This window comes from Lysobacter enzymogenes, assembly GCF_023617245.1.
Taxonomy (GTDB): domain Bacteria; phylum Pseudomonadota; class Gammaproteobacteria; order Xanthomonadales; family Xanthomonadaceae; genus Lysobacter; species Lysobacter yananisis.
In genome coordinates this window covers 5,145,586-5,172,170 of sequence record NZ_CP067396.1, presented here as the reverse complement: position 1 = coordinate 5,172,170, position 26,585 = coordinate 5,145,586, and the positions used below count along the sequence as shown (strand labels likewise).

The window sequence follows — 26,585 nt, the reverse complement described above, 5'->3', positions numbered from 1 at the left end:
CAATATCTACAGAGAGTGTGCGTTCTTTGTAATATCAATCCGGGCGCCCGGCAATCAGGATGCGCGGCATGCGGCGGCATCGAAGGCGATGCCCGAGCCGCGATACCGATCCTGTCCCGGAGCCCGCCATGAGCATCGTCGCCGCCGTTCCCAACCCCGTTTCAAACCTCGTTCCCAACACTGTTTCCGGCCATGTCGTCGCCGGCGACGGCACCCGCATCGCCTACCGCTTCGACGGCGACCCCGAGCGCCCCGTGCTGGTGCTGTCCAATTCCATCGCCACCGACCTGCACATGTGGGACGCGCAGATCCCGGCGCTGAGCGCGCGTTTTCGCGTGCTGCGCTACGACGCGCGCGGCCACGGCGGCTCCGACGCGCCGGCCAGCGCCTATTCGCTGGACCGGCTCGGCCGCGACGTGCTCGAACTGCTCGACGCGTTGGGCCTGGAGCGCGTGCATTTCCTCGGCCTGTCGCTGGGCGGCTTCGTCGGCCAGTGGCTGGCGATCCACGCGCCGCAGCGCATCGACCGGCTGGTGTTGAGCAACACCTCCGCGCACCTGGGCCCGGCCGCGGCGTTCGACGAGCGCATCCGCGAGGCCCTGGCCGCGCCGGACATGAGCGCGATCGCGGCGCGGTTCCTGCGCGACTGGTTCCCGCCGGCGATGCTCGACGCCGCCGATCCGCGCATCGAACCGTTCCGCGACGCTTTGCTGGCGATGCGCGCGACCGGCCTCGCCGGCAGCTTCGCCGCGGTGCGCGACGCCGACCTGCGCCGCACCGCGGCGTCGATCGCCGCGCCGACGCTGGTGATCGCCGGGCGATCCGATCCGGTGACGCTGGCCGAGCACGGCCGCGTCCTGGCGGAAACCGTGCCGGGCGCGCGCTTCTTGCTGTTGCCCGCGGTGCACATGGCCAACATCGAATGCGCCGATGCGTTCGAACGCGCCGTCATCGAATTCCTGACGGCTTGAACGACCGCATCGCCCGATCGCGACCGCCGGCGCGGTCGCGCGCGCGCCGTTGGAGTATCTTCGGCCGGTCTCCGCAAAACGCGCCGCCGTCATGACCGAACGCGAACGCCGCAAGGCCGATGCCGAACTGGTGAGCCCGGTGGGCCTGCGCGCCGGGCTCAACCGCGCCCAGCTCGATGCGTTGGCGACGCTGGAACAGTTCGGCTGGCGCCTGCGTTTCGTGCGCCGGCCGATGTTCCTCGACCCGATCCCGGTGGTGTTCGACAAGGGCGGCACGGTGTTCGTGGTGATCGAGTCCGACGGCTCCTTGAACGACAAGCCCGGCTTCGCGATCCGCAACTGATCGGCGCGGTTCGCGGCGCCGGGCTGCGCGCGGCGCAGCGGCGTTGCCTCGGCGCGGGACGCGACCGCGCGCACGAACCCCGATGCCGTCCGCGCGCGCACGTCGGCGCCCCGTTCCGCCTGCGCCAGCGCGGTGCTAGCCTGCCGCGTCGGCGCCGCGGGCGCCTGTCTGGCGCACGCGCGGCCTCGCCGGCGCGGGCGGGGGAGTGGCGCATCAAAGTCCTGATCCTCGGCAGCGGCGTGATCGGCACCGCCGCGGCCTATTACCTGGCGAAGGCCGGCCACGAGGTCGAAGTGGTCGATCGGCGGCGCGCGCCGGCGATGGAGACCAGCTACGCCAACGCCGGCGAGGTCTCGCCGGGCTATTCGGCGCCGTGGGCGGGGCCGGGCGTGCCGCTGAAGGCGATCAAGTGGCTGGCGATGCGCCATCGCCCGCTGGTGATCCGGCCGGCGCTGGACCCGGCGCTGTGGCGTTGGTGCCTGGCGATGCTGCGCAACTGCACCCACGCGCGCTATCGGATCAACAAGGGCCGGATGGTGCGCCTGGCCGAATACAGCCGCGATTGCCTGCGCGAACTGCGCGCCGACACCGGCATCGAATACGACGCGCGCCAACTCGGCACGCTGCAGTTGTTCCGCAGCCAGCGCCAGCTCGACGACGCCGGCAAGGACATCGCGATCCTGCGCGAGTCCGGCGTGGCCTACGAACTGCTCGACCGCGACGGCTGCGCCGCGCACGAGCCGGCGCTGGCGCGGGTGCGCGACAAGTTCGCCGGCGGACTGCGCCTGCCCGGCGACGAGACCGGCGACTGCTTCAAGTTCAGCCAGAACCTCGCCGCGATGGCGCAGGCGGCGGGCGCGCGTTTCCGTTTCGACACCGAGCTGCTCGGCGTGGAAGCCGAAGGCGGGCGCTGGCGCCGCGCGCACACCGATGCCGGCACGCTGGAAGCCGACGCCTGCGTGCTCGCGCTCGGCAGCCATTCGCCGCGTTGGCTGGCGCCGCTGGGGCTGCGCATCCCGGTCTATCCGGTGAAAGGCTATTCGCTGACCCTGCCCATCGTCGACGCCGCCCGCGCGCCGGAGTCGACAGTGATGGACGAGACCCACAAGGTCGCGGTGACCCGCCTGGGCGACCGCATCCGCGTCGGCGGCACCGCCGAGCTGGCCGGCTACGACCTGCGCCTGCACGAGGCGCGGCGCCGCACCCTGGCGCACGTGGTCGGCGATCTGTTCCCGGGTGGCGGCGACGACGCGCGCGCCGAATTCTGGTGCGGGCTGCGGCCGATGACGCCCGACGGCACGCCGCTGCTCGGCGCCACCGCGGTGCGCGGGCTGTACCTGGCGACCGGCCACGGCACCCTGGGCTGGACCATGGCGGCCGGCACCGGACGGGTGCTGGCCGACCTGATCTCGGGCCGCGCGCCGCAGATCGATCTGGACGGGTTGGGGATCGAACGCTACGCGCGCTGAGGCGCGGCTGGGCGAAGCGGCGGAAACCGCGTCGCGATGCAGCCCTGGATGCCCGTTTTCGCGGGCATGACGGTGGGGGGCTTCGCGGGCATGACGGCAGGTGGCTTCGCGGGCATGGCAGTGGCTGGCTTCGCGGTAGACGGTGTCGCTGCAATGGCCGCACACACCGTCATTCCGGCGAAAGCCGGAACCCATTTTGCTTTTCCTGCAGCCGCGAAGGGGAAAGCCGAAGATGCAGCCGCATCGCGATGAACCCCTGGATGCCCATGTTCGCGGGCATGACGGTGGGTGGTTTCGTGGGCATGACGGCAGGTGGCTTCGCGGGCATGGCAGTGGCTGGCTTCGCGGTGGGCGGTGCCGCTGCAATGGCCGCACACACCGTCATTCCGGCGAAAGCCGGAACCCATTTCGCCGTGGCTCTACGCCCTCACTTCAACATCGGCCCCAGCTTGGTCCACACGTGATCGCGCAGCGCCGGCTGCGCCGCCGCGGTCGGATGCAGGTTGTCGTTCTGGAAGTTGTTGCGGTCGGCCGCAACCGGTTCGAGCAGGAACGGCAGCAGCGGCGCCGAGTGCTTCTGCGCCAGTTCGCGGTAATTGCGTTCGAAGCCCTCGGTGTACTCGCGGCCCAGGTTCGGCGGCATGCGCATGCCGATCAGCAGTACCTGCGCCTTGGCCGCCTGCGCGGCCTGGATCATGCGTTCCAGGTTGGCCCGGCTCTGCGCCAGCGGCAGGCCGCGCAGGCCGTCGTTGGAGCCCAGCTCGATCACCACCACCGCGGGCCGGTTGCGCTGCAGTTCACCGGCGATGCGCGCGGCGCCGCCGGCGGTGGTTTCGCCGCTGATGCTGGCGTTGACCACGCGCCAGCCCGGCTTGGCCTGGGCGATGCGCTGCGCGGTCAGCGCCACCCAGCCCTGCGGCGCGGCCAGGCCGTAGCCGGCGGACAGCGAGTCGCCCATGAACAGCACCGTGCGCTGGGCCTTGGCCGCGGGCGCCGCGGGCGCGGGCTTGGCGGCCGAGGCGGGCTGCGCGGCCGCCGGCGCGGCGGCGAGCAGGGCGGCGGCGAGCAAGGCGGCCGCGAACAGGGCCGCCGCCGGCAGGGCAGGACTCATGGCCCATTGAAGCCGGCGCCGTAGCCCCGCATATCCTTGTTTCGCACAGCGCGCATCGCGTTCGCGCCGCGCGCCGAAACTCTTAAAGATCATTTAATAACGTCTCCCGAAGATGCGGCGAGGCAAGCAGAAGGACGATCATGGCAGTTTCCGACCTAGCCGCACCGATCATGGCCGATGAGCTCGCGCAAAACGATGAACGAGCGCAGACCGGGCGCTCGCCCGATCCCGCGCGCCCGATCACCCTGGACGTGCGCGGGCTCGGCAAGCGCGTGAGCCTGCCGTCGGGCGAGCTCACCATCCTCGATGGGGTCGGTTTTTCCATCGCCAAGGGCGACACGGTCGCCATCGTCGGCGCGTCCGGCTCGGGCAAGAGCACCTTGCTGTCGCTGCTCGCCGGCCTGGATTCGCCCAGCGCCGGCAGCGTCGAACTCGACGGCGAGACCATTTCCGCGCTCGACGAGGACGGCCGCGCGCGCGTGCGCGGCGAGAAGGTCGGCTTCGTGTTCCAGAGCTTCCAGCTGCTGCCGTCGCTGACCGCGCTGGAGAACGTGATGCTGCCGCTGGAGCTGCGCGGCGACCGCGACGCGCAGGCGCCGGCGCGCGCGATCCTGGACAAGGTCGGCCTCGGCCAGCGCCTGGACCACTATCCGCGCCAGCTCTCCGGCGGCGAACAGCAGCGCGTGGCGCTGGCGCGCGCGTTCGTGACCCGGCCGTCGTTGTTGTTCGCCGACGAGCCCACCGGCAACCTCGACACCCACACCGGGCAGGCGATCGTCGAATTGTTGTTCCAGCTCAACGCCGATGCCGGCACCACCCTGATCCTGGTGACCCACGACGATCATCTGGCCGCGCGCTGCCATCGCTGCATCCGCCTGGACAGCGGCCGCTTGGTGCAGGCCTGACATGGGCCGCACGATCGCGATGGCGTGGCGCCAGCTGCGCCGCGACCTCAAGGCCGGCGATGTGCGCATCCTGCTCGCCGCGCTGGTGCTGGCGGTGCTGGCGGTGACCGCGGTCGGCTTCGTCACCGACCGCGCCGAGCGCGCGCTGGCGATCGAGGCCAACCGCCTGCTCGGCGGCGACGCAGTGGTGCGCGCCGACCAACCCATCGCCGGCAAGTTGCGCGAGGCGGCCAACGCGCCGGAACTGCGCCGCGCCGAAGCCACCGAACTGCAGACCATGATCCGCGTCGGCGAGCGCTTGCAGCTCGGCGACCTGCGCGCGCTCGGTGGCGGCTTCCCGCTGCGCGGCGCGTTCCGCATCGCCGACCGCGCCGGCGGCGCCGAGCGCGACGCGCCCGGCGTGCCCGCACCGGGCACGGTGTGGATGAGCCAGGCCGGCGCCGACACCCTCGGCGCGCGGGTCGGCCAGGAGATCGCCATCGGCGACGCGCGCCTGCGCCTGGCCGCGCTGGTGACCCAGGAGCCGGACGCGTCGCTGGACTACTTCAACATCGCGCCGAAGGTGTTCCTCAATCTTTCCGATCTGCCGGGCACGGGTTTGATCCAGCCCGGCAGCCGCATCCGCTATCGCCTGGTCGTGGCCGGCCCGGCGGCGGCGGTGGAGCGCTTCGTCGCCACGGCCAAGCCCGCGCTCGGCCGCGGCCAGCGCCTGGAGACCATCGCCGACGCGCGTCCGGAAGTGCGTTCCGCGCTCGACCGCGCCGGCCGCTTCCTCGGCCTGGCCGCGCTGGTGTCGGTGGTGCTGGCGGCGGTCGCGGTAGCGATGGCCGCGCGCCGCCACAGCGAGCGCCACCTGTCCGGCACCGCGGTGATGCGTTGCCTCGGCGCCAGCCAGCGCACCCTGGTCGGCATCCACGTCGGCGAGATGGTGTTGCTGGGCCTGCTCGCCAGCGCGATCGGCGTGAGCTTGGCGTTCGTCCTGCAATGGGCGATCGGCGGCTGGCTGGAGCAATCGCTGAAGATGTCGATCCCGCCGGCCGGGCTGTTGCCCGCGCTGCAGGGCTTCGCCGTCGGTCTGGTGGTGCTGCTGGCGTTCGGCGCGCCGCCGGTATTGGCGTTGCGGCGGGTGCCGGCGTTGCGGGTGTTGCGCCGCGATCTCGACGCGACCGAGCCCAGCGCATGGCTGGTCGCGCTGGCCGGCTTAGGCGGCCTGGCCGCGCTGCTGTGGTGGAAGGCCGGCTCGCTGCTGCTCGGCGCGTACATGCTCGGCGGGATCGTCGTCACCTTCGCGGTGCTGGCGTTGTTGGCGCTGGGCTTGATCGTCGCGGTGCGGCGCCTGCGCTCGCGCCTGCGCGGCGCGCTGCGTTACGGGCTGGCCAACGTCAGCCGCCGCGCCGGCGCCAGCATCGCCCAGGTCTCGGCGCTGGGCCTGGGCCTGATGGCGCTGCTGCTGCTGACTTTCGTGCGCACCGATCTGCTCGACCGCTGGCAGCTGGCGCTGTCGGCCGACGCGCCGAACCGTTTCATCATCAACGTGCAGCAGGACCAGATGGCGGACGTGCGCCGCTTCATCGGCGAACAGGGCATCGGCGAACCGATCCTGTTCCCGATGATCCGCGCGCGCCTGGTCAGCCACAACGGCAAGCCGGTGACCGGCGACAGCTACGCCGCGCGCGGCGACCGCGCCAAGCAACTGGCCGAGCGCGAGTTCAACCTGTCGGTGGCCGATACGCTGCGCGACGACAACAAGGTCACCGACGGCCAGTTCTGGGCCCCGCGCAAACTGGCCCAGCCGGAGGTGTCGGTCGAGGAAGGTTTCGCCGAAACCCTGGGCTGGAAGGTCGGCGACCGCATCGGCTTCGACATCGCCGGGCAGCCGTACGAGGCCAGGATCGGCAGCCTGCGCAAGGTCGATTGGGAAAGCTTCCGGCCGAACTTCTTCGTGATCGGTTCGCCCGGCTCGATGGACGGCTACGCCGCCAGCTACATCACCGCGATCAGCGTGCCGGCGGCCAATACGCGGTTCACATCGCAATTGGTCGAGCGCTTTCCGAACCTGTCGGTGATCGACGTCGAGCAGGTGCTCAAGCAGGTGCGCAGCACCGCCGACCAGGTTTCGACCGTGGTCGAGGTGGTGTTCTACTTCTCGCTGTTCGCCGGCGTGCTGGTGCTGATGGCGGCGGTCAGCGCGAGCCAGGACGAGCGCCTGCTCGAAGGCGGGGTGATGCGCGTGCTCGGCGGCAGCCGCGGGCAGCTGCGGCTGGCGCAGGCCTCGGAGTTCGCGGCGATCGGGCTGTTGTCGGGACTGGTCGCGGCGATCGCGGCCTCGGCGCTGGCCGGCGTGGTCGCGGTGAAGGTGTTCGACCTGCCGTGGGAATTCGACTGGCGCATGGCCGCGGCCGGCGGCGCGGCGGGCATGCTGGCGGCGTTGGCGGCGGGGATGTTCGCGACGCGGCGGGTGTTGGATGCGCCGCCTTCGGTGACGTTGCGCGAGTTGCAGAACTGAGGCGAACTGCAGAACTGAGGCGTTGCCCTCATCCGCCCTTCGGGCACCTACTCCCGCAAGCGGGAGCAGGAACCGCCAGCGACGATCACGAACGACGCTTTTGCCCTGAGCCCCTCTCCCGCTTGCGGGAGAGGGGTTGGGGTGAGGGCCGCGCTCAAACGCTCAACTGCGGCTCGGCCTCGAACCTGCGCGCATAGCCGCGCTCGTCGGCCACGCGTTCGATCTCGCCGTCGGCCAGTTCCGGCGCCGCATACACCGCGTAGACGATGTCGCCTTCGCGCAATCCCACGTGGTGCAATCGATAGCGCGCCTTGCCGCTGCCGGTGTCCGGCGGGTAGTGGCGCGGCGCGGTGCCGCCTTCCAGGTCGAGTTCGCTGTTGTCGACGGTGCCGCCGACGAAGAGGGCTCGCATTGCGCAACGCTCCTGTGGTGAACGAGGTTTCATCCTCGCGGCGGCGGCGTTGGGGAAAGATGAAGCGGATGTTTGCATTGTGGGAGGGTCTTCAGGCCCGACGCTTTTGTTTCAGGTCGCGGCGATCCGAGACACAAGCATCGGGACTGAAGTCCCTCCCACGACAGCCAGGCCCAGAGTGGGAGCTCACTCGCCTGGCGACAGGTGCCCCGAAAACACCCGGTGCTTCGGATGCAGCCGCAACCACGCGGTCTGCGCGAGCAGCACGACGCCGATACCCACGGCGACCCACGCCGCCGTCGCCGCGCCCGGTAGGGCCGACTCCGACTGCTTCGCATACACCCCGGCCAAGCCCCACAGCGCCGCCAGCACATAGCCCGCGCTGCCGCGCATGCGCGCGTTCGCGGCCAGCAACACCAGCGCCGCGGCCGCGAACAGGACCAGGCTCCACGGCAGCATCGCGTCCACCGGCGCCAGCCGATACGCCACGATCACCTGCGCGGTGTTCAGGAACGCCGCCAGCGACAGCCAGCCGGCGTGCAGGCTGATCGCGAAGCCGGCCCACAACGCCTGTCTCGGCAGCGGGGTAGGGTCGCGCGCCAGCACGACGGCGGCCCAGGCCAGGCAGACCAGGGCCAGCCAGATCGTCGCCAGCGCCAGCCAGAACCATTGCTGCGAGAACAGCGGCATCCACAGCGCGGTCAGCATGAAACCGGCCGCCGCGGCCGGGCGCACCCGCTGCAGGGTGTCGTCCTCGCGCCAGCGCGCGCGCAGCTGGCAGACGGCGAAGATCAGGTCGAGCAGGAAGATCGGGCCCCAGATCGCGAACGCATAGCCGGCGGCCACCAGCAAAGTGGGGTAGCGGTCGGAAATCTCGCCGTTGTCGGGGCCGAAATAGCCCTGTTGCGAAAACCAGGCCACCGCCGGCATCAGCGCGGCCGCGATCAGCACGGGCAGGCGCACGGTGGGCGCTCCTTGGATCGATTGCGATGCCCACACCCTAACCCCGGGCCGCGTAAAATCGGCGCGATGAACCTCTCTGCCGCTGCCCGCCATGCGCGTTGACCGCTCCGACGACGCGCTCGACACCCTGTTCCAACCCTTCGCCGACGGCGTGCTGGCCTGGCCCGGCGAGGCCTTGTTCCTGCGCGCGCGCGACGGTGTCGGCCTGCGCCAGGCGCCGCGCCCCGGGCTGCTGTGCGAGCAGGATTTCAAGCCCGCCGCCGACGCGCTGGAGCGCGGCGGCCTGGACGCGATCGAGCTTGAGTCGCTTGACCCGCAGCGCCGTTTCCCGCTGGTGCTGGTGCTGCCGCCGCGCCAGCGCGAGGAAGCGCGCGCGCTGTTCGCCCAGGCCGTGGCGCGCTGCGCGCCGGGCGGGCGGGTGCTGGCGTGCATGCGCAACGACGAGGGCGCGCGCTCGGGCGAGGACGATCTGGCCAAGCTCGCCGGCAAGGTCGGCAGCCTGTCCAAGCGCAAATGCCGCGCGTTCTGGAGCGCGCCGCTGCAAGGCCCGGCCGATCCGGCGCTGGTGCGCGCATGGTCGGCGCTGGATGCGCCGCGCGACATCCTCGGCGGCCGTTTCCGCAGCCGCCCCGGGGTGTTCGCCTGGGACCGCATCGACCCGGCCTCGGCCCTGCTCGCCGCGCACCTGCCGGCCGACCTGGCCGGCCGCGCCGCCGATCTCGGCGCCGGCTACGGCTATCTGGCGGCCGAGCTGCTGGCGCGCTGCCCGCGCATCGCCTCGCTCGATCTGTACGAAGCCCAGGCGCGCGCGGTCGCGCTGGCCCGCCACAACCTCGACGGCGCGCGGGTGCCGGTGGAAAGCTTCTGGCACGACGTCACCGCCGGCCTGCCGCGCCGCTACGACGTCATCGTCAGCAATCCGCCGTTCCACGCCCAGGGCCGCGAGGAACGCCCGGACATCGGCCGCCGCTTCATCCAGGTGGCCGCGCAGTCGCTGGAGCGCGGCGGCCGTTTCTGGATGGTCGCCAACCGCCACCTGCCTTACGAACAGGCGCTGGACGAGCACTTCGGCGAAGTCCGCACCGTCGCCCAGGACGGCGGTTTCAAGGTCGTGGAAGCGCGCGGCGCGCGGGGCCGGGCATGAAGCTGGTCAAGCTGATCGCCAATCTCGGCTACGGCAGCCGCAAGGACGTGGCCGCGATGTTCCGCCAGGGCCGCATCGCCGATGCCGACGGCGAGGTGTTGTACGCCGACGACCAGGTCGAACACGCCGCGATCCGCATCGATGGCGAGCCGCTCGACCCGCCGGCCGGGCTGGCGCTGATGCTGCACAAGCCGGTCGGCTACACCTGCTCGACCAAGGACCCCGGCCGGGTCGTCTACGACCTGCTGCCGCCGCGCTTCCGCCTGCGCTCGCCGTTGCTGTCGCCGGTCGGCCGGCTCGACCGCGACACCAGCGGCCTGCTGCTGCTGACCGACGACGGCGCGCTGCTGCACCGGATCGTGTCGCCGAAGGCCAAGCTCGGCAAGGTCTATGAGGCTACCCTGGCCGGGGACCTGCGCGGCGACGAAGCGGCGACGTTCGCCAGCGGCGAGCTGATGCTGGAATCGGAAAAGACCCCGCTGGCGCCGGCGCTGCTGGAAACGCTGGAACCGCGGCGGGCGCGGCTGACGTTGACCGAGGGCCGCTATCACCAGGTGCGGCGGATGTTCGCCGCGGTCGGCAACCACGTCGAAGCGCTGCACCGCGCGCGCATCGGCGGCTTGTCGTTGCAGGATTTGCCGAGCGGGCAATGGCGCGCGCTCGACTCCACCGATCTCGAGACCCTGTTCCGTGGCTGAAACCCCCGTGGCTGAGACTTCCGTGGCGTTGGAGTTCGTTCCCGACGCCGTGCTGTTCGACATGGACGGCCTGATGCTCGACAGCGAGCAGGCGATGCTGGAAACCTGGCGCGAAGCCGCCGTGGCCGAAAACCTCGCCGCCGGGGACGAGGTGTGGTTGGCGATGGTCGGCATGCACGACCGCGCCAGCCTCGCCCACCTCAGCGGGCATTTCGGCGCGCAGGCTGCGGCCCGCCTGCGCGACGCCAGCTATCGGCTCTACGACGAACGCGTCGCCGCCGGCCTGCCGCGCAAACGCGGCCTGCTGGAACTGCTCGACTTGCTCGACGCGCACCGCGTGCCCAAGGCGGTCGCGACCTCGACCCAGCGCCCGCGCGCGCTGGCCAAGCTCGCCGCGAGCGGCTTGATCGACCGCTTCGACGCGATCGTCGCCGGCAGCGACGTCGAGCATCCCAAGCCGGCGCCGGACATCTACCTGCTGGCCGCGCGCGAACTCGGCGTCGACGTGCGCCGCTGCGTGGTGCTGGAGGATTCCGAGCCCGGCGTGCGCGCCGCGCTCGCGGCCGGGGCGACGCCGATCCAGGTGCCCGACCTGGTCGCGCCGGGCGAGGAACTGCGCGCGTTCGGCCATCGCATCGTGGCCTCGCTGGAGCAGGCGCGGGATTTGCTGGAACGTGCGCTGTCGAAGAGCGCGACCCGGGCCGGCTGAGCGATCGCACGAGCCAGCTGCGCTCCGATTCCGTCGTTCCGACGGAAGCCGGAACCCATTTCGATTCGATCCGCGGCCGCGCCTCCGACGGCGTCCTAGTGCGTCATCCTGGGGCCGGTCGGGCCATCCGGGCCTTGCGTTGGGGCCTGAGCCTGCTGCCGGGCCTGTTGCTGGTTGAGTTGCTCAACCCGTTCCAGGCTCGTCTGCGCGGGCGCTCGGGCGGCGCTGTCGGCGTCGATCGCCAGATGATGGTGCGGACCGGCCGGACCATGCGGGGAGGCATATCCGATGAGGTTCGTGCTTCCGTCCGCTGCCCTGCCGATCAGGACCGCGGTGAGGCTGATCCCAACGATCGGGTCTGCCTTCGCGGCCGCCAAGCCGGCTGCGGCGAGGTTGCGGGCCTCGGTCTGGCTCCAGCGGCCGTCGGCCTGGGCCGCGCGATGGAACATCTCGAAGGCCGCGTGATCGGGGTGGCCGGGATGGTCCGCCCGCATCGGCGCCGCCCTTCCGGCCACGGTGTCTTTGGGGGCCTTGTCCATTCCCGAACTCGTGTCCCGAACCATCTTGAGTTCGAGCTTGCCGTGGCTGGTGTCCGTGAACCCGAAGCGGTTGCTGGGGGTGTCCAGGTCGACCCCGTTGCGTTCGATCTGCCCCAGGTCGAGCTTGAGGCGATGCAGATCCAGCCGGACTTCCGGCACCGCCCGCGTGGTTCCTACCGCGGCGTCGGCGTGGGCGGAAGCGATGGTGGCCAGCACTTGAGGGCCGTAGTAGTTGCGGTAGTTCGAGTCTCCGTGCCGGCCCAGCGTGGCGCTCTGGTCGTAGTGGCAGGCCGCCACGGCCTCCACGGCCGCGCTCTTGAAGCGGTTGCCGGTCAACTGCATGCCGTCGTCGCGCAGGCTGATGCCTGGGGCCAAGGTCGCTTTGTTGGTGCCCTCTGCTACCTTCACGCAGCTTGTGGTGGCCGCGGCGCGCACCAAGAACTCGCTCTTGTCGAACCGGTCGGCCTGTCCGCCTGAAACGCGGCTGGCGAGGGCGTTCAAGCCCACCAGTTCGGCCAAGGCCTCGTCCCTGCGGGTGAAATCGAGGTAGCGCTGGCTCTCGCGGGTCAAGTCGACATAGGACGCGTTGCCGACGCCGTCGTTCAACGCCGCGCCGACATCGTGAGAAAACCTCTGGAGTTCGAGGCTGCGTGCGTTGGCGGTGAGCGCGTGGCCGGTTTCGTGCCCGAGCGTGCTGGTGATGATGTCCAGGCGGGTCTGTTCTTTGAACGTTTTGTTGGTGAAGCTGTCCGCGCTGAGGAATACCGTGCCGCTTTCCTTGTCGTAGTGGCCGCCTTCGTGTTTCTCGATGCTCACGTCGATGCGTTTGAGAGCTCGCTGGTTCGCCGCGTCGACCATTACGGCAGCAAGGTACGGCGAACTCGCGATTGCCGCTTCGACGTCGCGCGCCGCACCCGGAGGAATGCCCGGCTGGCTGGCGAACGCGCCGACTATCGTGCGCAGTTGCGAAGGCAGTGGCTTAGCCATGATCGACCTCGGCATCATCGGCGGTGATCTCGATGTAGAGCACACAAGGACGTCCCTTGGGCTGATCGCCGCCAGTGGCTCGGTAGAGGTTCACGACCAGGTAGAAGGTGATGTTGTTGGCTGGCCAGTCCTTGCGGTAAGACCAGAACTCCCTGAGATAGAGCGGGCTTTCGGCGCCCCAGTACCCCAGTTTGACGATGTCCTCGTGGAGGGGGGCAAAGTCGAGGCCGCAGGTGGACAAGGCGTTTTCCGCGTCTCGCGGATCCCCTCTCCAGCCCTCGGGAATGAAGCGGATTTCGATTCGCTTGCCCGGCATGTCGCGACCGGCCGACCCCACCGTGATGTAGTAGCGTCCTGCGCTTCCCAGGCGGCCTCGCACCACTTGGAGATCCGGCTCCTCTGGGTCCGGGCCGAACGGAACGTTCAAAACCTTCGCCACGGCCGAGGTTTCGGTGTCCCGGACGGTCCTCAGCCCCGCGATCAGCTTGAGAACCCGCGTGCGCAACTCCTCGGTCTCCAGCGCAGGGCCCTGCGGCAGCGGGAGCGCGGTGGCGGCCGGAATGCGCGGCGCCGACCCGGAGGCTGGGCCGGCGGCCCGGTCGGATGCCGCGGCGGCGGCGTCGGCGGCCTGTTCTGGCGTGATGGACACGGCGGAATCGGGGGCCGTCATGGCGGGCTGCTCCTGGCGGGACGCTGCGACGGGGTCGGTCGCTGGCTGGGCGCACGCCGCCACGCCAGCCAAGGCAAGCGCCAAGAAGCACCAGCGGCCGTGCGGGCGGGATTTGGGGCGGCGAGGGCGATCCGCGGGGCGAATGGCGGCAGTGCGTGTCATCGGATCCATCCTTCGCCGCGTCCATCGCCTGGGTGCCCGGCGAGGCCAACGATGCGCAGCTTTTGGTTGTGCATCAAGGCCCATTTTGAGGAGGCGATCAAGCGGGCAACGCGATGCGGGCCCCAGATCGAAAGGCCCATTCGAGAGGTGTGTCCGCTTGGCACGCGGAGTGTACCTGGCACCTGTCTGGCCAACGCCAAGGGTCAAGAGCGAGTCCGGGTCGCCCGAAGGTTCCGGCGATGTAGCCGGTCGACGTCGCGCCTGGCAACAGCGAAGTTGCGGTCGCGAAAATTCTCGAAGAACACCTTCGGTGCCGAACTCCGGCTTCGCTGGTGGCTGGAGTCGATGGCCGCGCATCCGCAGCGGCGCGACGCGTTCGTGGGCAACGCGGATCGGGAATGAAGCGTTTTGGTTTTACCTCGGCGATCTCAACGCAACCGCATCGAACTCAGCCGCCGAAATTCCACGCCGACAGCTTGCGCCACCCCTCGGCGCCGAGCTTTTCCAGCGTCGCCAGATTGCGCTCGACGATCGCGTCGGGATCGGGAAACGCCGCCACCGCGCGCTCCACGCTGCTCTCGCGCAACAGGTGCAAGGTGGGATAGGGCGAGCGGTTGGTGCAGTTGCCGATGTCGTCGAAGGCGGTGCCGGCGAACTGGTAGTCCGGGTGGAAGCTGGCGATCTGGATCTCGCCTTCCAGGTCCAGCAGCGCCACCGCTTCGTCGGCGAGATCGAGAAAGTCGTTGAACTCGAGGAAGTCGGTCAGCGCCTGCGGATGGATCAACAGCGTGGTGTCGATCCGCTCGGCCGGGGTCTGTTCCAGCAGCACCAGTTCCGACGACAGTTCTTCCAGCAACTGTTCCGGCGTGCGCGCATGGCTCAGCACGAAGCGGATCTGGCGCTTGGCCAGCACCGCCTTGGCGAACGGGCACAGGTTCAGCCCGATCACCGCGCGCTCCAGCCAGCGCACGGTCTCGGCGACGGGATCGGGACCGCGCTCGTCCACGCCGCGGGCTCAGTCGCGGAAGTTGTCGTACTGCAGCGGGCGCTCGAAGTCGCCGGCGCGCAGCAGGGCGATGGCGGCTTGCAGGTCGTCGCGCTTCTTGCCGGTCACGCGCAGCTTGTCGCCGTTGATCTGGGTCTCGACCTTGAGCTTGGCGTCCTTGATCGCCGCGGCGATCTTCTTCGCCAGCTTCTGCTCGATGCCCTGCTGCACGGCGATCTTCTGCCGCGCGCCGGCCAGGTTGGTCTCGATGTCGCCGAACTCCAGGCAGCGCGCGTCGATCTGCCGCGCCGACAGGCGCTGACGCAGGATCTGGGTCATCTGCTCGAGCTGGAACTCGCTCGGCGCCGACTGGGTGATCTGCTTGTCGTCGAGGACGAACTTGGCGTCCACGCCCTTGAAGTCGAAGCGGGTGGACAGCTCGCGGTTGGCCTGGTCGACCGCGTTGGTGAGCTCGTGGGTATCGACTTCGGAAACCACGTCGAAAGAAGGCATGGCGCACTCGCACGATGGGGGAAACGCCGCACAGGGTAGCGCAAGCGCGGCGGCGATACGCAGCGTTGCAGCGGCGCAGCGCTCGCGGGCGCGTCGGATTGACGCCGGCGCGACGCCGCGCGCCTAGAATGAACGGCCCAGCGCCCGTCCGCCCCGGTCACGACCCGGGGCCGATCCGCGGCGGCCGCTGCGTCCCGTCCACGCCACCTGGAATCCCCCCATGCCCAAGACCGCTGCCTACGCCGCGCAGAACGCGCATTCGCCCCTGGCCCCGTTCTCGATCGACCGCCGCGATCCCGGCCCGGACGAGGTGCTGATCGACATCCTCTACTGCGGCGTCTGCCATTCCGACATCCACCAGGCCCGCGACGAGTGGGGCGGTTCGATCTTCCCGATGGTGCCGGGCCACGAGATCGTCGGCCGGGTCGCCCGGGCCGGCGCCAACGTCAAGACTTTCAACGTCGGCGACGCCGTCGGCGTCGGTTGCTTCGTCGACTCCTGCCGCGAATGCGCGCAGTGCAAGGCCGGCGAAGAGCAGTACTGCGACCAGGGCATGACCGGCACCTACAACTCGACCGAGCGCGGCAGCGGCGCGCCGACCTACGGCGGCTACTCGACCCGCATCACCGTCGACCAGGCCTACGTGCTGCGCATCCCCGAATCGATCCCGCTCGACCGCGCCGCGCCGCTGCTGTGCGCCGGCATCACCACGTACTCGCCGCTGCGCCACTACGGCGTCAAGGCCGGCGACGAACTGGCCGTGGTCGGCCTCGGCGGCCTGGGCCACATGGCGGTCAAGCTGGCGGTGGCGATGGGCGCGCGGGTGACCGTGCTGAGCACCTCCGAGTCCAAGCGCGAGGCCGCGCTGGAACTCGGCGCGCACGCCTTCGCCGCGACCCGCGACAAGGACACCTTCAAGCGCCTGGGGCGCAGCTTCGACTTCGTCATCGACACGGTCTCCGGCGAGCACGACTACAACGCCTACCTGAGCCTGCTCAAGGTCGACGGCACCATGGTCCTGCTCGGCGTGCCGGAAAAGCCCGCGCCGGTCGCGGCCGGCGCGCTGATCATGCAGCGGCGCAAGCTCGGCGGCTCGCTGATCGGCGGCATCCGCGAGACCCAGGAGATGCTCGACTTCTGCGCCGAGCACGGCGTGGCCTCGGACATCGAACTGATCGGCATCGAGTCGATCAACGAGGCCTACGAGCGGATGATCAAGGGCGATGTGCGCTACCGCTTCGTGATCGACATCGCCAGCCTCGAAAACGCGGCCTGATCGGGGCCGGCGGGAGGGCCCGAAACCCTCCCGCGTCCCGCGGGGACTTAGACTGCCCCCATGCCGCTGCTGCTCATCCCGCTCGCCCTGCTGGCCCTGGCCCTGTTGTGGGCGCTGCTGATCCCGGTCGGCCTGATCCAGCGCTATCGCTACGGCAAGGCCCGCCGGCGCGCGCTCGGTTGGGCGGTGAGCCTGGGCGCGGGGTTCTCGCTGCTGTCGTTGCTGCTGTTCTTCGCCAGCGCCTGGGTGTCGGGCCACTGGGTCGCCGACGCGCCGCTGTTCGCCGCCGGCGGACTCGCGGCCGGGCTGTTGCTCGGCGCGCTCGGCCTGGCCCTGACCCGGTTCGAGGACGAACCGCGCGGCCTCTACTACACCCCCAGCCGCTGGATCGCGCTCGGCCTGACCTTGCTGATCGCCGCGCGCCTGGGCTACGGCCTGTGGCAGGGCGTGCACGCGTGGAGCGCCGACGCGCCGCACGCCTGGCTGCCGCGCCAGGGCGGCCTGTTCGCGATCGGCGGGCTGCTGCTGGGCTATTACCTGGTCTACACCCTCGGCCTGCGCCGCCGCTTGCGCCGGCATCGCCTGGCCCGCGCGCCGTCGCCCTGACACCCTGCTGCCAGGCGCTGACAGCAGGCGGATGACGGCCCGCCGCGGCCGGGTCATGATGCCGGACCCCGACGCCGCTTCCGCCATGACTCCGCCGTTCTCCCGCCGCTTCGCCGCCGCCTCCGCGGCGTCCGCGCCATGACCGCCGCCAACCCGCAAGCGCGCCGCGCCATCGCCACCATGCTGGCGGCGGTGTTGATGTTCTCGATGATGGACGCGCTGCTGAAGCTGCTGTCCGAACATTACCCGCCGTTCCAGGTGGCGACCCTGCGCGGGGCCTCGTCGCTGCCGTTCGTGCTCGCATGGGCCTTCGCCAGCGGCGGCGGCCGCAGCCTGCTGCGGGTGCGCTGGCCGCTGCACCTGCTGCGCGGCGCGCTCGGCATCGGGATGATGGCGTCGTTCGTCTACGGCGTGAACCGGTTGCCGCTGTCGACCGCGTACTCGATCTTCTTCATCGCCCCGCTGTTGATCACGGCCCTGTCCGGCCCGGTGCTGGGCGAGCGGGTCGGGCCGCGGCGCTGGGTCGCCATCGGCATCGGCCTGCTCGGCGTGCTGGTGCTGCTGCGGCCGACCGGGGCGGGCATGTTCAGCGTGGCCGCGCTGGCGATCCTCGGCGCGGCGCTGGGCTATGCGGTCACCGCGATCACCGTGCGCGTGCTCGCGCGCACCGACAGCACCCAGGCGATGATGGTCTGGCTGATGACGCTGATGACCCTCGGCGCCGGCGCGCTGGCCTGGCAGGACTGGGTGCCGCTGCGCGCCGAGCACGCCTGGCTGATCGCCGGCCTGGGCGTGGCCGGCTCGCTCGGCCAGTACGCGGTCACCGAGGCCTTCCGCCTCGGCGAGGCCTCGCTGATCGCGCCGCTGGAATACACCGCGCTGATCTGGGGGGTGATCCTGGACCTGACCCTGTGGGGCGTGCTGCCCGACGCGGTCACCTGGATCGGCGCCGCGATCATCGTCGCCAGCGGGTTGTACCTGCTGCGGCGCGAGCGCGTTCACCTCGAAGCTGAACATCCTTAAAGACCGCGGCGTTTTCTCGCCGCAGCGCGCCATGACGGCCGCCGCCGCCGGAGTTACTGTCGAGACGCAGTCGGCAGTAGCACGGGGGAAACATCGCGATGACCGCACTCGTCCACGCTCCGGGGGCTCCGTGCTGGTTCGAGTTGGCCACCGACGACCAGCCGGCGATCGAGGCCTTCTACCGCGCGCTGTTCGGCTGGACGGTCGAGCGCACGCCGATGCCCGACGGCAGCCTCTACACCATCTTCAAGCTCGACGGCCGCGACGTCGCCGGCACCTACACCCTGGTGCCCGGCGCGGTGACCGGCATCGACGGCATCGGCGGCCCGCACTGGGGCGTGTATTTCCGCACCGCCGACTGCGACAAGGCGGTCGCGCGCGCGGTCGCGCTAGGCGGGCGCATGGTCGCCGCGCCGTTCGAACTGATGGAGCACGTGCGCATGGCGGTATGCGCCGACCCCGAAGGCGTGGTGTTCTCGCTGGCGCAGCAGCGCGCCCATCCCGGGGTGGATGCGTTGGGGGTCGACAACGCGGTGTGCTGGGCCGAACTGGCCACCGGCGACATCGACCGCGCCGAACGCTATTACCAGCAACTGTTCGGCTGGCGCATGCGCAGCCATCCGAGCGGACCGGACGGCTACCGGGTGTTCGCCGACGGCCAGCGCATGCTCGGCGGCTTGCTGCAGATGCGGCCGGAGTGGCAGGGCCTGGCCCCGCACTGGTCGATCTACCTGCAGGTCGCGGACGTGGAGGCCTGCGTGCAGCGCGCGCTGGCGCTGGGCGGACGGCTGGAGGCGGCGCCGTTCGAGGCCACCGGCGTGGTCCGCATCGCCCGCCTGAGCGATCCGCGCGGCGCTGGGTTCTACCTGATCCAGTTCCTCGACGACGGCTCCGGCTGAGCGGCGCGCGCGGCGGGCGCGCGGGACGAACCCGTCGATAAGACGCGCGCGACGAACGCGCGGAAACCGTCGCGCAAAAACGAACGGGCTCCCGAAGGAGCCCGTCCGCTACTGCTTGCTAAGTACTGCTGTGCTGCTTGTTGCGTACTGCGGTGTCGCGACTGCGTACTGCGTTCAAGCCACTGCCACTACGGTACTGCTACTGCTACTGCTTGCTGCGGTGCCGGCGCATGCCTGCGATCCGATCAGAAGCGCGCGCCGATGCCGACGCCGACGGTGACCGGGTTCAGCTCGGCCTCGCCGACCTTGACGCCGTCCAGCTTCACGTCCGACTTGCTGCCCTGCATGTAGCGCACGTCGGCACGGGCGAACCAGGTCGGATTGATGTTGAGATCGACGCCGGCGGTGGCGATGCCGCCCTTGGCGTCGTCCACGCCCAGGCGCTGGCCGCTGCGCAGGGTTTCGCCGCTGTAGTTGGCCTGGTAGTAGCCCAGGCCCACGAACGGACGCACGATGCTGTCGGTGCCGCGGAAGTGGTACTGGCCGCTGAGCGCGACCGGCTGCGAATCGACGCTGCCGATCTTGCCGCCGTTCGAGTTCAGGCGCTGGCCGAACTTGTCGGCCGAACCCCACGCCTCGATGGCGAAGTTGTCGTTGAAGAAGTAGCTGGCGCTGAGGGTCGGAGCGCCGTCGCCGTCGACGTCGGTGCGCACGCCGCCGATCTGCGGGTTCTTGGTCGGCTGGCTCAGGGCGTAGCCGCCGACGATGGCGAAGCGCTTGCCGCTGGCGCTGTCGGTGGAAGCATCCTGAGCGAAGGCGGCCGGGGCGAAGGCCAGGGCGCCGAGCATGGCAAGGGTCAAATGACGGAAGCGGATCATGGAGTGGACTCCTGTGTTGTTGTGTGTACTGCTGTGTTGCCTTGGGGGAGGCGGGGCGCAAGTTAGCAACGCATGCATGAACCGAACTTGCCGCGCGGACGCGCGTGAAGGAACTTTTCACGCGAGTATCGTGTTAGAGGCCTGTTTTCAAGGCAAAAATGAATGAAATGAACGAACGAAGAGCGGCGCGAAAAACCGCCGACGATGCATGCGCGCGGATGCGGTTCGGTGCGCGGAGCGCCTCGACGCGATCGCGTTTTAGCGAGGAAACGCCTGAAAAACGGCCTTGTCCGATGCGCATGGCCGCAACATGAACGATGCGCGCGCGTGCTTCGGTGCGCGCCGCGCGAGGGCGCGCAAGCGCTTGGATGCGATGGCGCGGATGCGCGCGCGCCGCTTGAACGGAACGGAAACGAAGCGTTTTGTCTTCGCAGGAAGTTCGCCGCGCACGCGTTCGCGCGGCGCCGAGAACCGATGCACGCGCAACCCGCCGCGCGCGCGTTCGGCGCCGCCGGCTGCGCGACCGCATCCCGCGCCGCGCGCGAGCCGCCACGATCGGCACGGCCAACCGCCATGACGAAGGTCATGCCATCGAAAGGCACGTGCCGCGCCGGCGGCGTCGGCGGCAAGCTGCGCCCATCCCACCGTCTAGGACGCGACGATGCCCGCCCGCCCGCTGTTCCGCTTCGCCGCCGCCGCCACGATGCTGGTTTGCGGCGCCGCCTCCGCCAGCGTCGAGATCGACAGCCGCTGCGAGATCGACAGCCCGTACCAGCTCACCCTCAATGAGCGCAGCCTGATCCTGACCCGCCAGGACGGCGCGCCCAAGGCGATCGTGATGCGCCAGGGCCGGCTGTTCGTCGACGACCGCTGGGTCGAGCTCAACGCGCCGGACGCGCGCCGGCTGGCCGAGTTCGAGCGCGGCGCGCGCGCGACCATGCCCGAGACCCAGGCCATCGCCCGCGAAGCCGCCGACATCGCCCTGGCCGCGCTCGGCGAGGTCGCGGTCAAGCTCGGCAACCACCCCGACCGCACCCAGGCCAAGGTCGCGCAAGCGCGCAAGCAGCTCGACGCCGGCCTGCGCGACGCCATCGGCCCGACCCGCTTCAGCGGCAAGCTGCTCGGCGACAGCATCGGCAAGGCGGTCGGCGAGGCGGTGCCGCTGGTGATCGGCGACCTCGTCGGCGGCGCGGTCAGCGCCGCGCTCAGCGGCGACGTCAAGCGTTTCGAGCAGTTGGACAATCTCGACGCCCAGATCGAAGCCGCGGTGAAGCCGCGCGCCGAGTCCCTGGAGCGCCGCAGCGACCGCCTGTGCCAGAGCGTGCGCGCGCTGGACGAGCTGGAGAACGCGCTGGCCTACCGCTTCGACGGCCGCCCGCTGGACCTGCTCAAGGTCGACTACACCCCCGCGCCGCCGCGTACGGACGAGGCCGGCAAGCGCTGAGCGACCGCTGCGGCGCGGCCTGAGGCGGACCTGTCCGCCCCGGCGCGCGCCGCTTCGCCGACGGGCCGCCGACGGCAATACTGGGGCGTACGCACACGCCGCCGGCGCACCGGCTGTGCCGCTTAGGCCTTTAGTACTGCACCGGCCCCGGTGCGGTTGGCGCAACCGCCCGCACACGCCACAATAGGGTTTTCGCGCATTTGCGGAGCCCCACGAACATGGCTGATCTGAAGGAAGCACGCGTCCCCGACATCGGCGACTACGACGGCGTGCCCGTCATCGAACTGTTGGTCGCGGTCGGCGACACGGTGACCCAGGACCAGGGCCTGGTCACGCTGGAGTCGGACAAGGCCACGATGGAAGTGCCGGCGCCGTTCGCGGGCATCGTGCGCGAGCTCAAGGTCAAGCTCGGCGATCAGCTGGCGGAAGGCAGCGTGGTGGCCTTGATCGAACCCACCGAAGGGGACGCAAAGCAGGCGCCGGCGCCGGCGCAGGAAGCGGCCAAACCCGCCGCCCCGGCCCCCGCCAAGGCCGAAGCTCCCGCGCCGGCCAAGAGCGAACCCGCGCCGGCGCCGAAGGCCGAAGCGCCCCAGCCCGCGGCCCCGGCCCCGCTGCCCGGCGCCGCCGCCGGCACCGATCCCGAAGCGCTGCCGCCGCGCACCCCGCCGGTGGCCTTCACCGCCGAAGAACTGATGCCCGACAAGGTGCCCTACGCCAGCCCGGCGGTGCGCCTGTTCGCGCGCGAGCTCGGCGTCGACCTGACGCGCGTCAGCGGCAGCGCGCGCGGCGGCCGGATCAGCAAGGAAGACGTGCAGTCCTTCGTCAAGGGCGTCATGCAGGGCGGTGGCGGCGCGCCGGCCGCGGCCGGCGCCGCGCCGGCGCTCGGCGGCGGCCTCAACCTGCTGCCGTGGCCGAAGGTCGACTTCAGCAAGTTCGGCGAGGTCGAGACCAAGCCGCTGACCCGCATCCAGAAGCTCTCCGGCGCCAACCTGGCGCGCAACTGGGCGATGATCCCGCACGTCACCCAGCACGACGACGCCGACATCACCGACCTGGAGGCGCTGCGCGTGGCGCTCAACAAGGAAAACGAGAAGGCCGGCATCAAGCTGACCATGCTCGCGTTCCTGATGAAGGCCTCGGTCAACGCGCTGCAGAAGTTCCCGACCTTCAACGCCTCGCTCGACGCCAGCGGCGAGAACCTCACGCTGAAGAAGTACTTCCACATCGGCTTCGCCGCCGACACCCCGAACGGCCTGGTCGTGCCGGTGGTGCGCGACGTCGACAAGAAGGGCGTGCTGCAGATCGCGCGCGAAACCGGCGAACTGGCGGCCAAGGCGCGCGACGGCAAGCTCGGCCCGGCCGACATGAGCGGCGGCTGCTTCTCGATCAGCTCGCTCGGCGGCATCGGCGGCACCGCGTTCACCCCGATCGTCAACGCGCCGGAAGTCGCGATCCTGGGCGTGTCGAAGTCGGCGACCAAGCCGGTGTGGGACGGCAAGCAGTTCGCGCCGCGGCTGATCCTGCCGCTGTCGCTGTCTTACGACCACCGCGTCATCGACGGCGCCGCGGCGGCGCGCTTCACCGCCTACCTGGCGCAGCTGCTCGCCGACATGCGCCGCTCGCTGCTGTAAACGTCACGTCGTCGTCCGCGTCGGCGGCCGCGGTGCGCGGCCGTTCGCCGCGCCCGGTCGTCGCCGCCGGTCCGTTCCGCGCCGGTCCGTCCGCCCGTACCGCCCGCCACCAGGAATCCCCTCCGCCGATGAGCCGTCACCCGCGTTCCGCTTCCGTCTCCCGCCGCCTGGCCTGGCTCGGCCTGGCCGCCGTCCTCGCCGCGCCGCTGGCGCAGGCCGCCGACGGCTGCCGCCTGCCGCTCGGCCGCGGCTGGCCGCCGGCGACGGAAAACCACGGTTCGGCCGTGGAGCAGTTGCTCGCGGCCAAGGCCGAGCCGCGGCTGAGCCTGACCCTGCTGCCGACCCGCGGCACCGAGAGCGGGCTGATGCTGATCGCGGCCGCCGCCGACGGCGCCGACTGGACCCTGCGCCACGCCAGGCCGGACGGGCGCGTCCAGGTCTGGAACGGCTCGCGCGGCGGCGGCGCGCTGGAACTGCGCGTGGACCAGGACGTGGACAGCGAGGAAGCGCCGATCCCGGCCGCGCTGGCCCAGCGCCTGGTCGCGACCTGGAAGCGTGCGCTGGAACAGGCGGTGCCGGCCGACAGGCCGGCCGAGTACCGCGATTCCGAACAACTGCTGTTCGTCGTCGACGGCCTGCGCGTCAGCGGCGCGCGTCCCGACTGCGGCTACGGCGAAACCCTGATGGAGCAGGCCACGCTGCTGACCGAGGCGGCCAACGAGAGCGCCGGCAAGCGCGAGCGCCGCTGGCGCGCGCTGGGCGAATCGCTGGACGAACTCGAACGCCAGCTGCAGGCCGCGCCCGCATCGTGACCGCACCGGCGCGCGCGGCGGCGACGCCCGCGCGCACCGGCGCTTTTCCGGCCCCCGCCGCGGCGGGCGCCACGCATGGCCTGGCCGTGCTCCCCCACCGCGCGCGCCCCGTGCGCGCGCCAGCGAAGATTTCCAAGAGGATTGCCGCGTCATGGCCAACAGCATCGAAGTGAAGGTTCCCGACATCGGCGACTACGACGACGTACCGGTCATCGAGTTGCTGGTCGCGGTCGGCGACACGGTCAAGAAGGACCAGGGCCTGGTCACGCTCGAATCGGACAAGGCGACGATGGAAGTGCCGTCCTCGGCCGACGGCGTGGTCAAGTCGATCAGCGTCAAGGTCGGCGACAAGGTCTCGCAGGGCGCGGTGATCGCGATCCTGGAAGCCGAGGGCGCGGGCGAGGCCGCGCCGGCCGAAGCGCCCAAGGCCGCCGCGAGCGCGCCCGCCGCCGCCGAACCGGCCAAGCCGGCCGCGACCGAAGCGCCGAAGCCGGCCGCGAGCGCGCCGGCCCCGACCGCCGCCGCCGCGAGCGGCCGCAAGGCCGACATCGAATGCCGCATGCTCGTGCTCGGCTCCGGCCCCGGCGGCTACACCGCCGCGTTCCGCGCCGCCGACCTCGGCCTCGACACGGTGCTGGTCGAACGCTACGCCAGCCTCGGCGGCGTCTGCCTCAACGTCGGCTGCATCCCGTCCAAGGCGCTGCTGCACGCGGCCGCGGTCATCGACGAGGCCGAGCACGCCAGCGACTACGGCGTCAGCTTCGGCAAGCCGACCATCGACCTCGACGCGCTGCGCAAGTACAAGGAAAAAGTGGTCGGCCAGCTGACCAAGGGCCTGGCCGGCATGGCCAAGCAGCGCAAGGTGCGCACCGTGGTCGGCGTCGGCGCGTTCGTGTCGCCGAACGAACTGGAAGTGAAGGGCGAGGGCGGCACCCAGCTGATCCGCTTCGAGCAATGCATCATCGCCGCCGGTTCGCAGGCGGTGAAGCTCGGCAACTTCCCGTGGGACGACAAGCGGGTCATGGATTCCACCGACGCGCTGGAACTGGCCGACGTGCCGGCCAAGTTGCTGGTCGTCGGCGGCGGCATCATCGGCCTGGAAATGGCCACCGTGTACCGCGCGCTCGGCAGCGAAGTCACCGTGGTCGAGTTCCTGGACCAGCTGATGCCGGGCGCCGACCCGGATCTGGTCAAGCCGCTCGCCGACCGCCTCAAGAAGCAGGGCGTGGCCGTGCACCTGAAGACCAAGGCCGCGGCCACCGAGGCCTTGAAGGAAGGCATCAAGGTGAGCTTCGAAAGCGCCGAGGCCGGCAAGACGCCGGCGCTGGAATCGGGCGTCTACGACCGCGTGCTGGTCGCCGTCGGCCGCGCGCCCAACGGCGCCAAGATCGGCGCCGACCGGGCCGGCGTGCAGGTCGGCGAGCGCGGCTTCATCCCGGTCGACCGGCAGATGCGCACCAACGTGCCGCACATCTTCGCCATCGGCGATCTGGTCGGCAATCCGATGCTCGCGCACAAGGCCACCCACGAAGGCAAGCTCGCCGCCGAAGTGGCCGCGGGCGAGAAGAAGGAATGGGTGGCGCGGGTGATCCCGTCGGTGGCCTACACCGACCCGGAAATCGCCTGGGTCGGCGTCACCGAGACCGAAGCCAAGGCCAAGGGCCTGAAGGTCGGCGTCGGCAAGTTCCCGTGGGCCGCCAGCGGCCGCGCCATCGGCATCGGCCGCACCGAGGGCTTCACCAAGCTGGTCTTCGACGAAGCCACCCACCGCATCGTCGGCGGCGGCATCGTCGGGGTGCACGCGGGCGACCTGATTTCCGAAGTGGCGCTGGCGATCGAGATGGGTTGCGAGGTCGCCGACATCGGCCATACGATCCATCCGCATCCCACCCTGAGCGAATCGGTCGGCATGGCCGCGGAGGTGTTCGATGGAACGATCACCGATCTCTACATCCCCAAGAAGAAGGGCTAAGGCCGGCGTCCCGGCGCTGGCCGCGGCGCTGGCGCTGATCGCCGGCCTGTACGCGACCCAGGCGGCCGGGTTGTCGCTGGCGCCGGCGGTGCGGCCCAGCGACGCAGACTACCGGGCCTGTCCGCACGGCCAGGCCTGGAGGGACGGCGAAGCCGCGCGCCAGCAGCGCGAGCGGCTGCGCGTGCCGACCGCCGCGCCGCGCGATCCCGCGCTGCGCGAGAAGGTGCTGCGCTGGGGGCATCAGTCCTTGTTCGGCGGCTACGACCGCTCCTACGCAGGCAATGCCGCGAACGCCGCCGCGATCGCGGCCGCCGATGCGGCGGCGGTGGCAGCGGCCGATGCGGCTGCGGTCGCGGCCGACGCCGCGGCGAGTGCGGCCGATGCCGCGGCCAATGCCGCGATCCCTCCCGGCGCGAAGCCGGCACCGCGCAAGCCGGCCGCGCCGCGCGTGTCGCCGGCCCAGGCGCGGGCCGCGGCGCAGCAACTGCGCGAGATCCTGCAGCGCCGGCCGATGCCCGGCGTCGACCAGATCGGCGCGGACGGCGTCGACGCCCTGTGGCAGGCGATCTACCGCGACCGCGAAGACCGCGCGAGCCAACTGCGCTGGGCCGAGGCGTTCCTGGAAACCCAGCGACGGGCGCCCGGCGCCAGCGGATACCTGATCCGCGAGGCGATGGAGAAGGTCGATCGACTGCGCCTGGACGAAGGCCGGCCGCAGCGCTACGGCACCCAGTTCGAACTCGTCGACGGCAAGATCGCGTTGCGGCCGATCGAGAGCGCGCAAGCGGCCGAATCGTACCGCAGCGAATCCGAGCGCATGCCGCTGGCGCTGGAGACCTGCCTGCGCAAGCGCGCGAACAGCATGCGGGTGTCCCTGCCGGGCCTGTGACGGCCCGGCGATCTCAGCCGAAAGGGGCCGCGGAAACGGCGCCGGGCCGCGGTTGCGGCAGCCAGCGC

General features: G+C 70.9%; 28 protein-coding genes and 1 pseudogene. 20 read left to right on the top strand and 9 right to left on the bottom strand.

Annotated features, from left to right (window positions below; genetic code table 11):
- The first annotated feature begins 128 nt into the window (after window positions 1-128).
- The 5 genes from pcaD (at window position 129) to JHW41_RS21405 (ending at window position 3,247) form a co-directional block, all read left to right on the top strand.
- Entirely contained in the window at window positions 129-971 is an 843-nt protein-coding gene (gene pcaD / locus JHW41_RS21425; RefSeq protein WP_250446646.1) for a 3-oxoadipate enol-lactonase, read from the top strand.
- Between the two features lie 91 nt (window positions 972-1,062).
- The gene (locus JHW41_RS21420) at window positions 1,063-1,314 is read left to right on the top strand and encodes a hypothetical protein (RefSeq protein ID WP_057946189.1); all 252 of its coding nucleotides are present in this window, start codon (window positions 1,063-1,065) and stop codon (window positions 1,312-1,314) included.
- 212 nt (window positions 1,315-1,526) lie between these two features.
- Complete coding sequence (locus JHW41_RS21415; RefSeq protein ID WP_250451167.1) at window positions 1,527-2,783, top strand: D-amino acid dehydrogenase; 1,257 nt, start codon at window positions 1,527-1,529, stop codon at window positions 2,781-2,783.
- A gap of 36 nt (window positions 2,784-2,819) precedes the next feature.
- A complete protein-coding gene (locus JHW41_RS21410; protein WP_250446630.1) occupies window positions 2,820-3,035 on the top strand; it encodes a hypothetical protein in 216 nt (71 codons plus the stop codon).
- A complete protein-coding gene (locus JHW41_RS21405) occupies window positions 3,032-3,247 on the top strand; it encodes a hypothetical protein (protein ID WP_250446627.1) in 216 nt (71 codons plus the stop codon). The genes JHW41_RS21410 and JHW41_RS21405 overlap by 4 nt, the downstream gene beginning before the upstream one ends.
- Here JHW41_RS21405 and JHW41_RS21400 read toward each other — a convergent pair.
- Window positions 3,211-3,894, bottom strand: a complete 684-nt coding sequence (locus tag JHW41_RS21400; RefSeq protein WP_250446624.1) for an arylesterase — start codon at window positions 3,892-3,894, stop codon at window positions 3,211-3,213. The genes JHW41_RS21405 and JHW41_RS21400 overlap by 37 nt on opposite strands.
- A 140-nt stretch (window positions 3,895-4,034) precedes the next feature.
- Here JHW41_RS21400 and JHW41_RS21395 point away from each other — a divergent pair, with 140 nt between their 5' ends.
- Window positions 4,035-4,799: an ABC transporter ATP-binding protein gene (locus JHW41_RS21395; RefSeq protein ID WP_231783943.1), complete on the top strand. Its 765-nt coding sequence runs from the start codon at window positions 4,035-4,037 to the stop codon at window positions 4,797-4,799.
- A gap of 1 nt (window position 4,800) precedes the next feature.
- Window positions 4,801-7,305, top strand: a complete 2,505-nt coding sequence (locus JHW41_RS21390; RefSeq protein WP_250446620.1) for an ABC transporter permease — start codon at window positions 4,801-4,803, stop codon at window positions 7,303-7,305.
- 154 nt (window positions 7,306-7,459) lie between these two features.
- Here the strand turns inward: JHW41_RS21390 and JHW41_RS21385 are convergent, their stop codons facing one another.
- On the bottom strand, window positions 7,460-7,717 hold the full coding sequence (locus JHW41_RS21385) for a hypothetical protein (RefSeq protein ID WP_078996601.1): 258 nt from the start codon (window positions 7,715-7,717) through the stop codon (window positions 7,460-7,462).
- On the opposite strand from JHW41_RS21385, the pseudogene JHW41_RS27615 reads away from it, so the two are divergent.
- A pseudogene (locus JHW41_RS27615) lies at window positions 7,656-7,847 on the top strand (DUF6053 domain-containing protein); the annotation flags it as partial. The gene JHW41_RS21385 and the pseudogene JHW41_RS27615 sit on opposite strands and share 62 nt — an antisense overlap.
- A 56-nt stretch (window positions 7,848-7,903) precedes the next feature.
- Here JHW41_RS27615 and JHW41_RS21380 read toward each other — a convergent pair.
- Window positions 7,904-8,680: a hypothetical protein gene (locus tag JHW41_RS21380; RefSeq protein ID WP_250446599.1), complete on the bottom strand. Its 777-nt coding sequence runs from the start codon at window positions 8,678-8,680 to the stop codon at window positions 7,904-7,906.
- Window positions 8,681-8,771: 91 nt separating this feature from the next.
- On the opposite strand from JHW41_RS21380, the gene JHW41_RS21375 reads away from it, so the two are divergent.
- The 3 genes from JHW41_RS21375 to JHW41_RS21365 all read left to right on the top strand — a co-directional run bounded on the left by JHW41_RS21375 (window position 8,772) and on the right by JHW41_RS21365 (window position 11,231).
- Complete coding sequence (locus JHW41_RS21375; RefSeq protein WP_250446596.1) at window positions 8,772-9,824, top strand: class I SAM-dependent methyltransferase; 1,053 nt, start codon at window positions 8,772-8,774, stop codon at window positions 9,822-9,824.
- Window positions 9,821-10,522 carry a pseudouridine synthase gene (locus JHW41_RS21370; RefSeq protein ID WP_250446580.1) on the top strand — a complete coding sequence of 234 codons (702 nt, stop codon included), beginning with the start codon at window positions 9,821-9,823 and terminating at the stop codon, window positions 10,520-10,522. The genes JHW41_RS21375 and JHW41_RS21370 overlap by 4 nt, the downstream gene beginning before the upstream one ends.
- Window positions 10,523-10,583: 61 nt before the next feature.
- Window positions 10,584-11,231, top strand: a complete 648-nt coding sequence (locus tag JHW41_RS21365; RefSeq protein ID WP_250451166.1) for an HAD family hydrolase — start codon at window positions 10,584-10,586, stop codon at window positions 11,229-11,231.
- Between the two features lie 95 nt (window positions 11,232-11,326).
- On the opposite strand, the gene JHW41_RS21360 is transcribed toward JHW41_RS21365, so the two are convergent.
- The 4 genes from JHW41_RS21360 to JHW41_RS21345 form a co-directional block, all read right to left on the bottom strand.
- Complete coding sequence (locus JHW41_RS21360) at window positions 11,327-12,757, bottom strand: hypothetical protein (RefSeq protein ID WP_250446577.1); 1,431 nt, start codon at window positions 12,755-12,757, stop codon at window positions 11,327-11,329.
- Entirely contained in the window at window positions 12,750-13,427 is a 678-nt protein-coding gene (locus JHW41_RS21355; RefSeq protein WP_250446557.1) for a hypothetical protein, read from the bottom strand. The genes JHW41_RS21360 and JHW41_RS21355 overlap by 8 nt, the downstream gene beginning before the upstream one ends.
- Before the next feature lie 610 nt (window positions 13,428-14,037).
- Complete coding sequence (locus tag JHW41_RS21350) at window positions 14,038-14,595, bottom strand: DUF1415 domain-containing protein (protein ID WP_078996607.1); 558 nt, start codon at window positions 14,593-14,595, stop codon at window positions 14,038-14,040.
- A 9-nt stretch (window positions 14,596-14,604) separates the two neighbouring features.
- Complete coding sequence (locus JHW41_RS21345) at window positions 14,605-15,087, bottom strand: YajQ family cyclic di-GMP-binding protein (protein WP_057946199.1); 483 nt, start codon at window positions 15,085-15,087, stop codon at window positions 14,605-14,607.
- A gap of 220 nt (window positions 15,088-15,307) precedes the next feature.
- On the opposite strand from JHW41_RS21345, the gene JHW41_RS21340 reads away from it, so the two are divergent.
- From JHW41_RS21340 to JHW41_RS21325, 4 genes are all read left to right on the top strand, one after another.
- The gene (locus JHW41_RS21340; RefSeq protein WP_078996608.1) at window positions 15,308-16,363 is read left to right on the top strand and encodes an NAD(P)-dependent alcohol dehydrogenase; all 1,056 of its coding nucleotides are present in this window, start codon (window positions 15,308-15,310) and stop codon (window positions 16,361-16,363) included.
- Between the two features lie 60 nt (window positions 16,364-16,423).
- Window positions 16,424-16,969 carry a DUF1453 domain-containing protein gene (locus JHW41_RS21335; RefSeq protein ID WP_250446554.1) on the top strand — a complete coding sequence of 182 codons (546 nt, stop codon included), beginning with the start codon at window positions 16,424-16,426 and terminating at the stop codon, window positions 16,967-16,969.
- Window positions 16,970-17,107: 138 nt separating this feature from the next.
- On the top strand, window positions 17,108-17,992 hold the full coding sequence (locus JHW41_RS21330) for a DMT family transporter (protein WP_250446551.1): 885 nt from the start codon (window positions 17,108-17,110) through the stop codon (window positions 17,990-17,992).
- A 98-nt stretch (window positions 17,993-18,090) separates the two neighbouring features.
- A complete protein-coding gene (locus JHW41_RS21325; RefSeq protein WP_138884648.1) occupies window positions 18,091-18,891 on the top strand; it encodes a VOC family protein in 801 nt (266 codons plus the stop codon).
- 245 nt (window positions 18,892-19,136) lie between these two features.
- Here the strand turns inward: JHW41_RS21325 and JHW41_RS21320 are convergent, their stop codons facing one another.
- Both JHW41_RS21320 and JHW41_RS21315 read right to left on the bottom strand, forming a co-directional pair.
- Window positions 19,137-19,769 carry an OmpW/AlkL family protein gene (locus JHW41_RS21320; protein ID WP_250446548.1) on the bottom strand — a complete coding sequence of 211 codons (633 nt, stop codon included), beginning with the start codon at window positions 19,767-19,769 and terminating at the stop codon, window positions 19,137-19,139.
- Window positions 19,770-20,027: 258 nt separating this feature from the next.
- Window positions 20,028-20,249, bottom strand: coding sequence for a hypothetical protein (locus JHW41_RS21315; protein WP_250446545.1), 222 nt, complete (start codon window positions 20,247-20,249; stop codon window positions 20,028-20,030).
- Window positions 20,250-20,430: 181 nt separating this feature from the next.
- Here JHW41_RS21315 and JHW41_RS21310 point away from each other — a divergent pair, with 181 nt between their 5' ends.
- From JHW41_RS21310 to JHW41_RS21290, 5 genes are all read left to right on the top strand, one after another.
- Complete coding sequence (locus JHW41_RS21310; protein WP_250446527.1) at window positions 20,431-21,213, top strand: DUF2884 family protein; 783 nt, start codon at window positions 20,431-20,433, stop codon at window positions 21,211-21,213.
- A gap of 218 nt (window positions 21,214-21,431) precedes the next feature.
- Window positions 21,432-22,844, top strand: a complete 1,413-nt coding sequence (locus JHW41_RS21305; protein ID WP_250446510.1) for a dihydrolipoyllysine-residue acetyltransferase — start codon at window positions 21,432-21,434, stop codon at window positions 22,842-22,844.
- Window positions 22,845-22,972: 128 nt separating this feature from the next.
- Window positions 22,973-23,656, top strand: coding sequence for a hypothetical protein (locus tag JHW41_RS21300; RefSeq protein WP_250446507.1), 684 nt, complete (start codon window positions 22,973-22,975; stop codon window positions 23,654-23,656).
- Between the two features lie 151 nt (window positions 23,657-23,807).
- A complete protein-coding gene (gene lpdA, locus JHW41_RS21295) occupies window positions 23,808-25,628 on the top strand; it encodes a dihydrolipoyl dehydrogenase (protein WP_250446504.1) in 1,821 nt (606 codons plus the stop codon).
- Window positions 25,585-26,517 (top strand): hypothetical protein, encoded by a 933-nt coding sequence (locus tag JHW41_RS21290; protein ID WP_250446501.1) that lies wholly within the window; start codon window positions 25,585-25,587, stop codon window positions 26,515-26,517. The genes lpdA and JHW41_RS21290 overlap by 44 nt, the downstream gene beginning before the upstream one ends.
- Window positions 26,518-26,585: the final 68 nt, after the last annotated feature.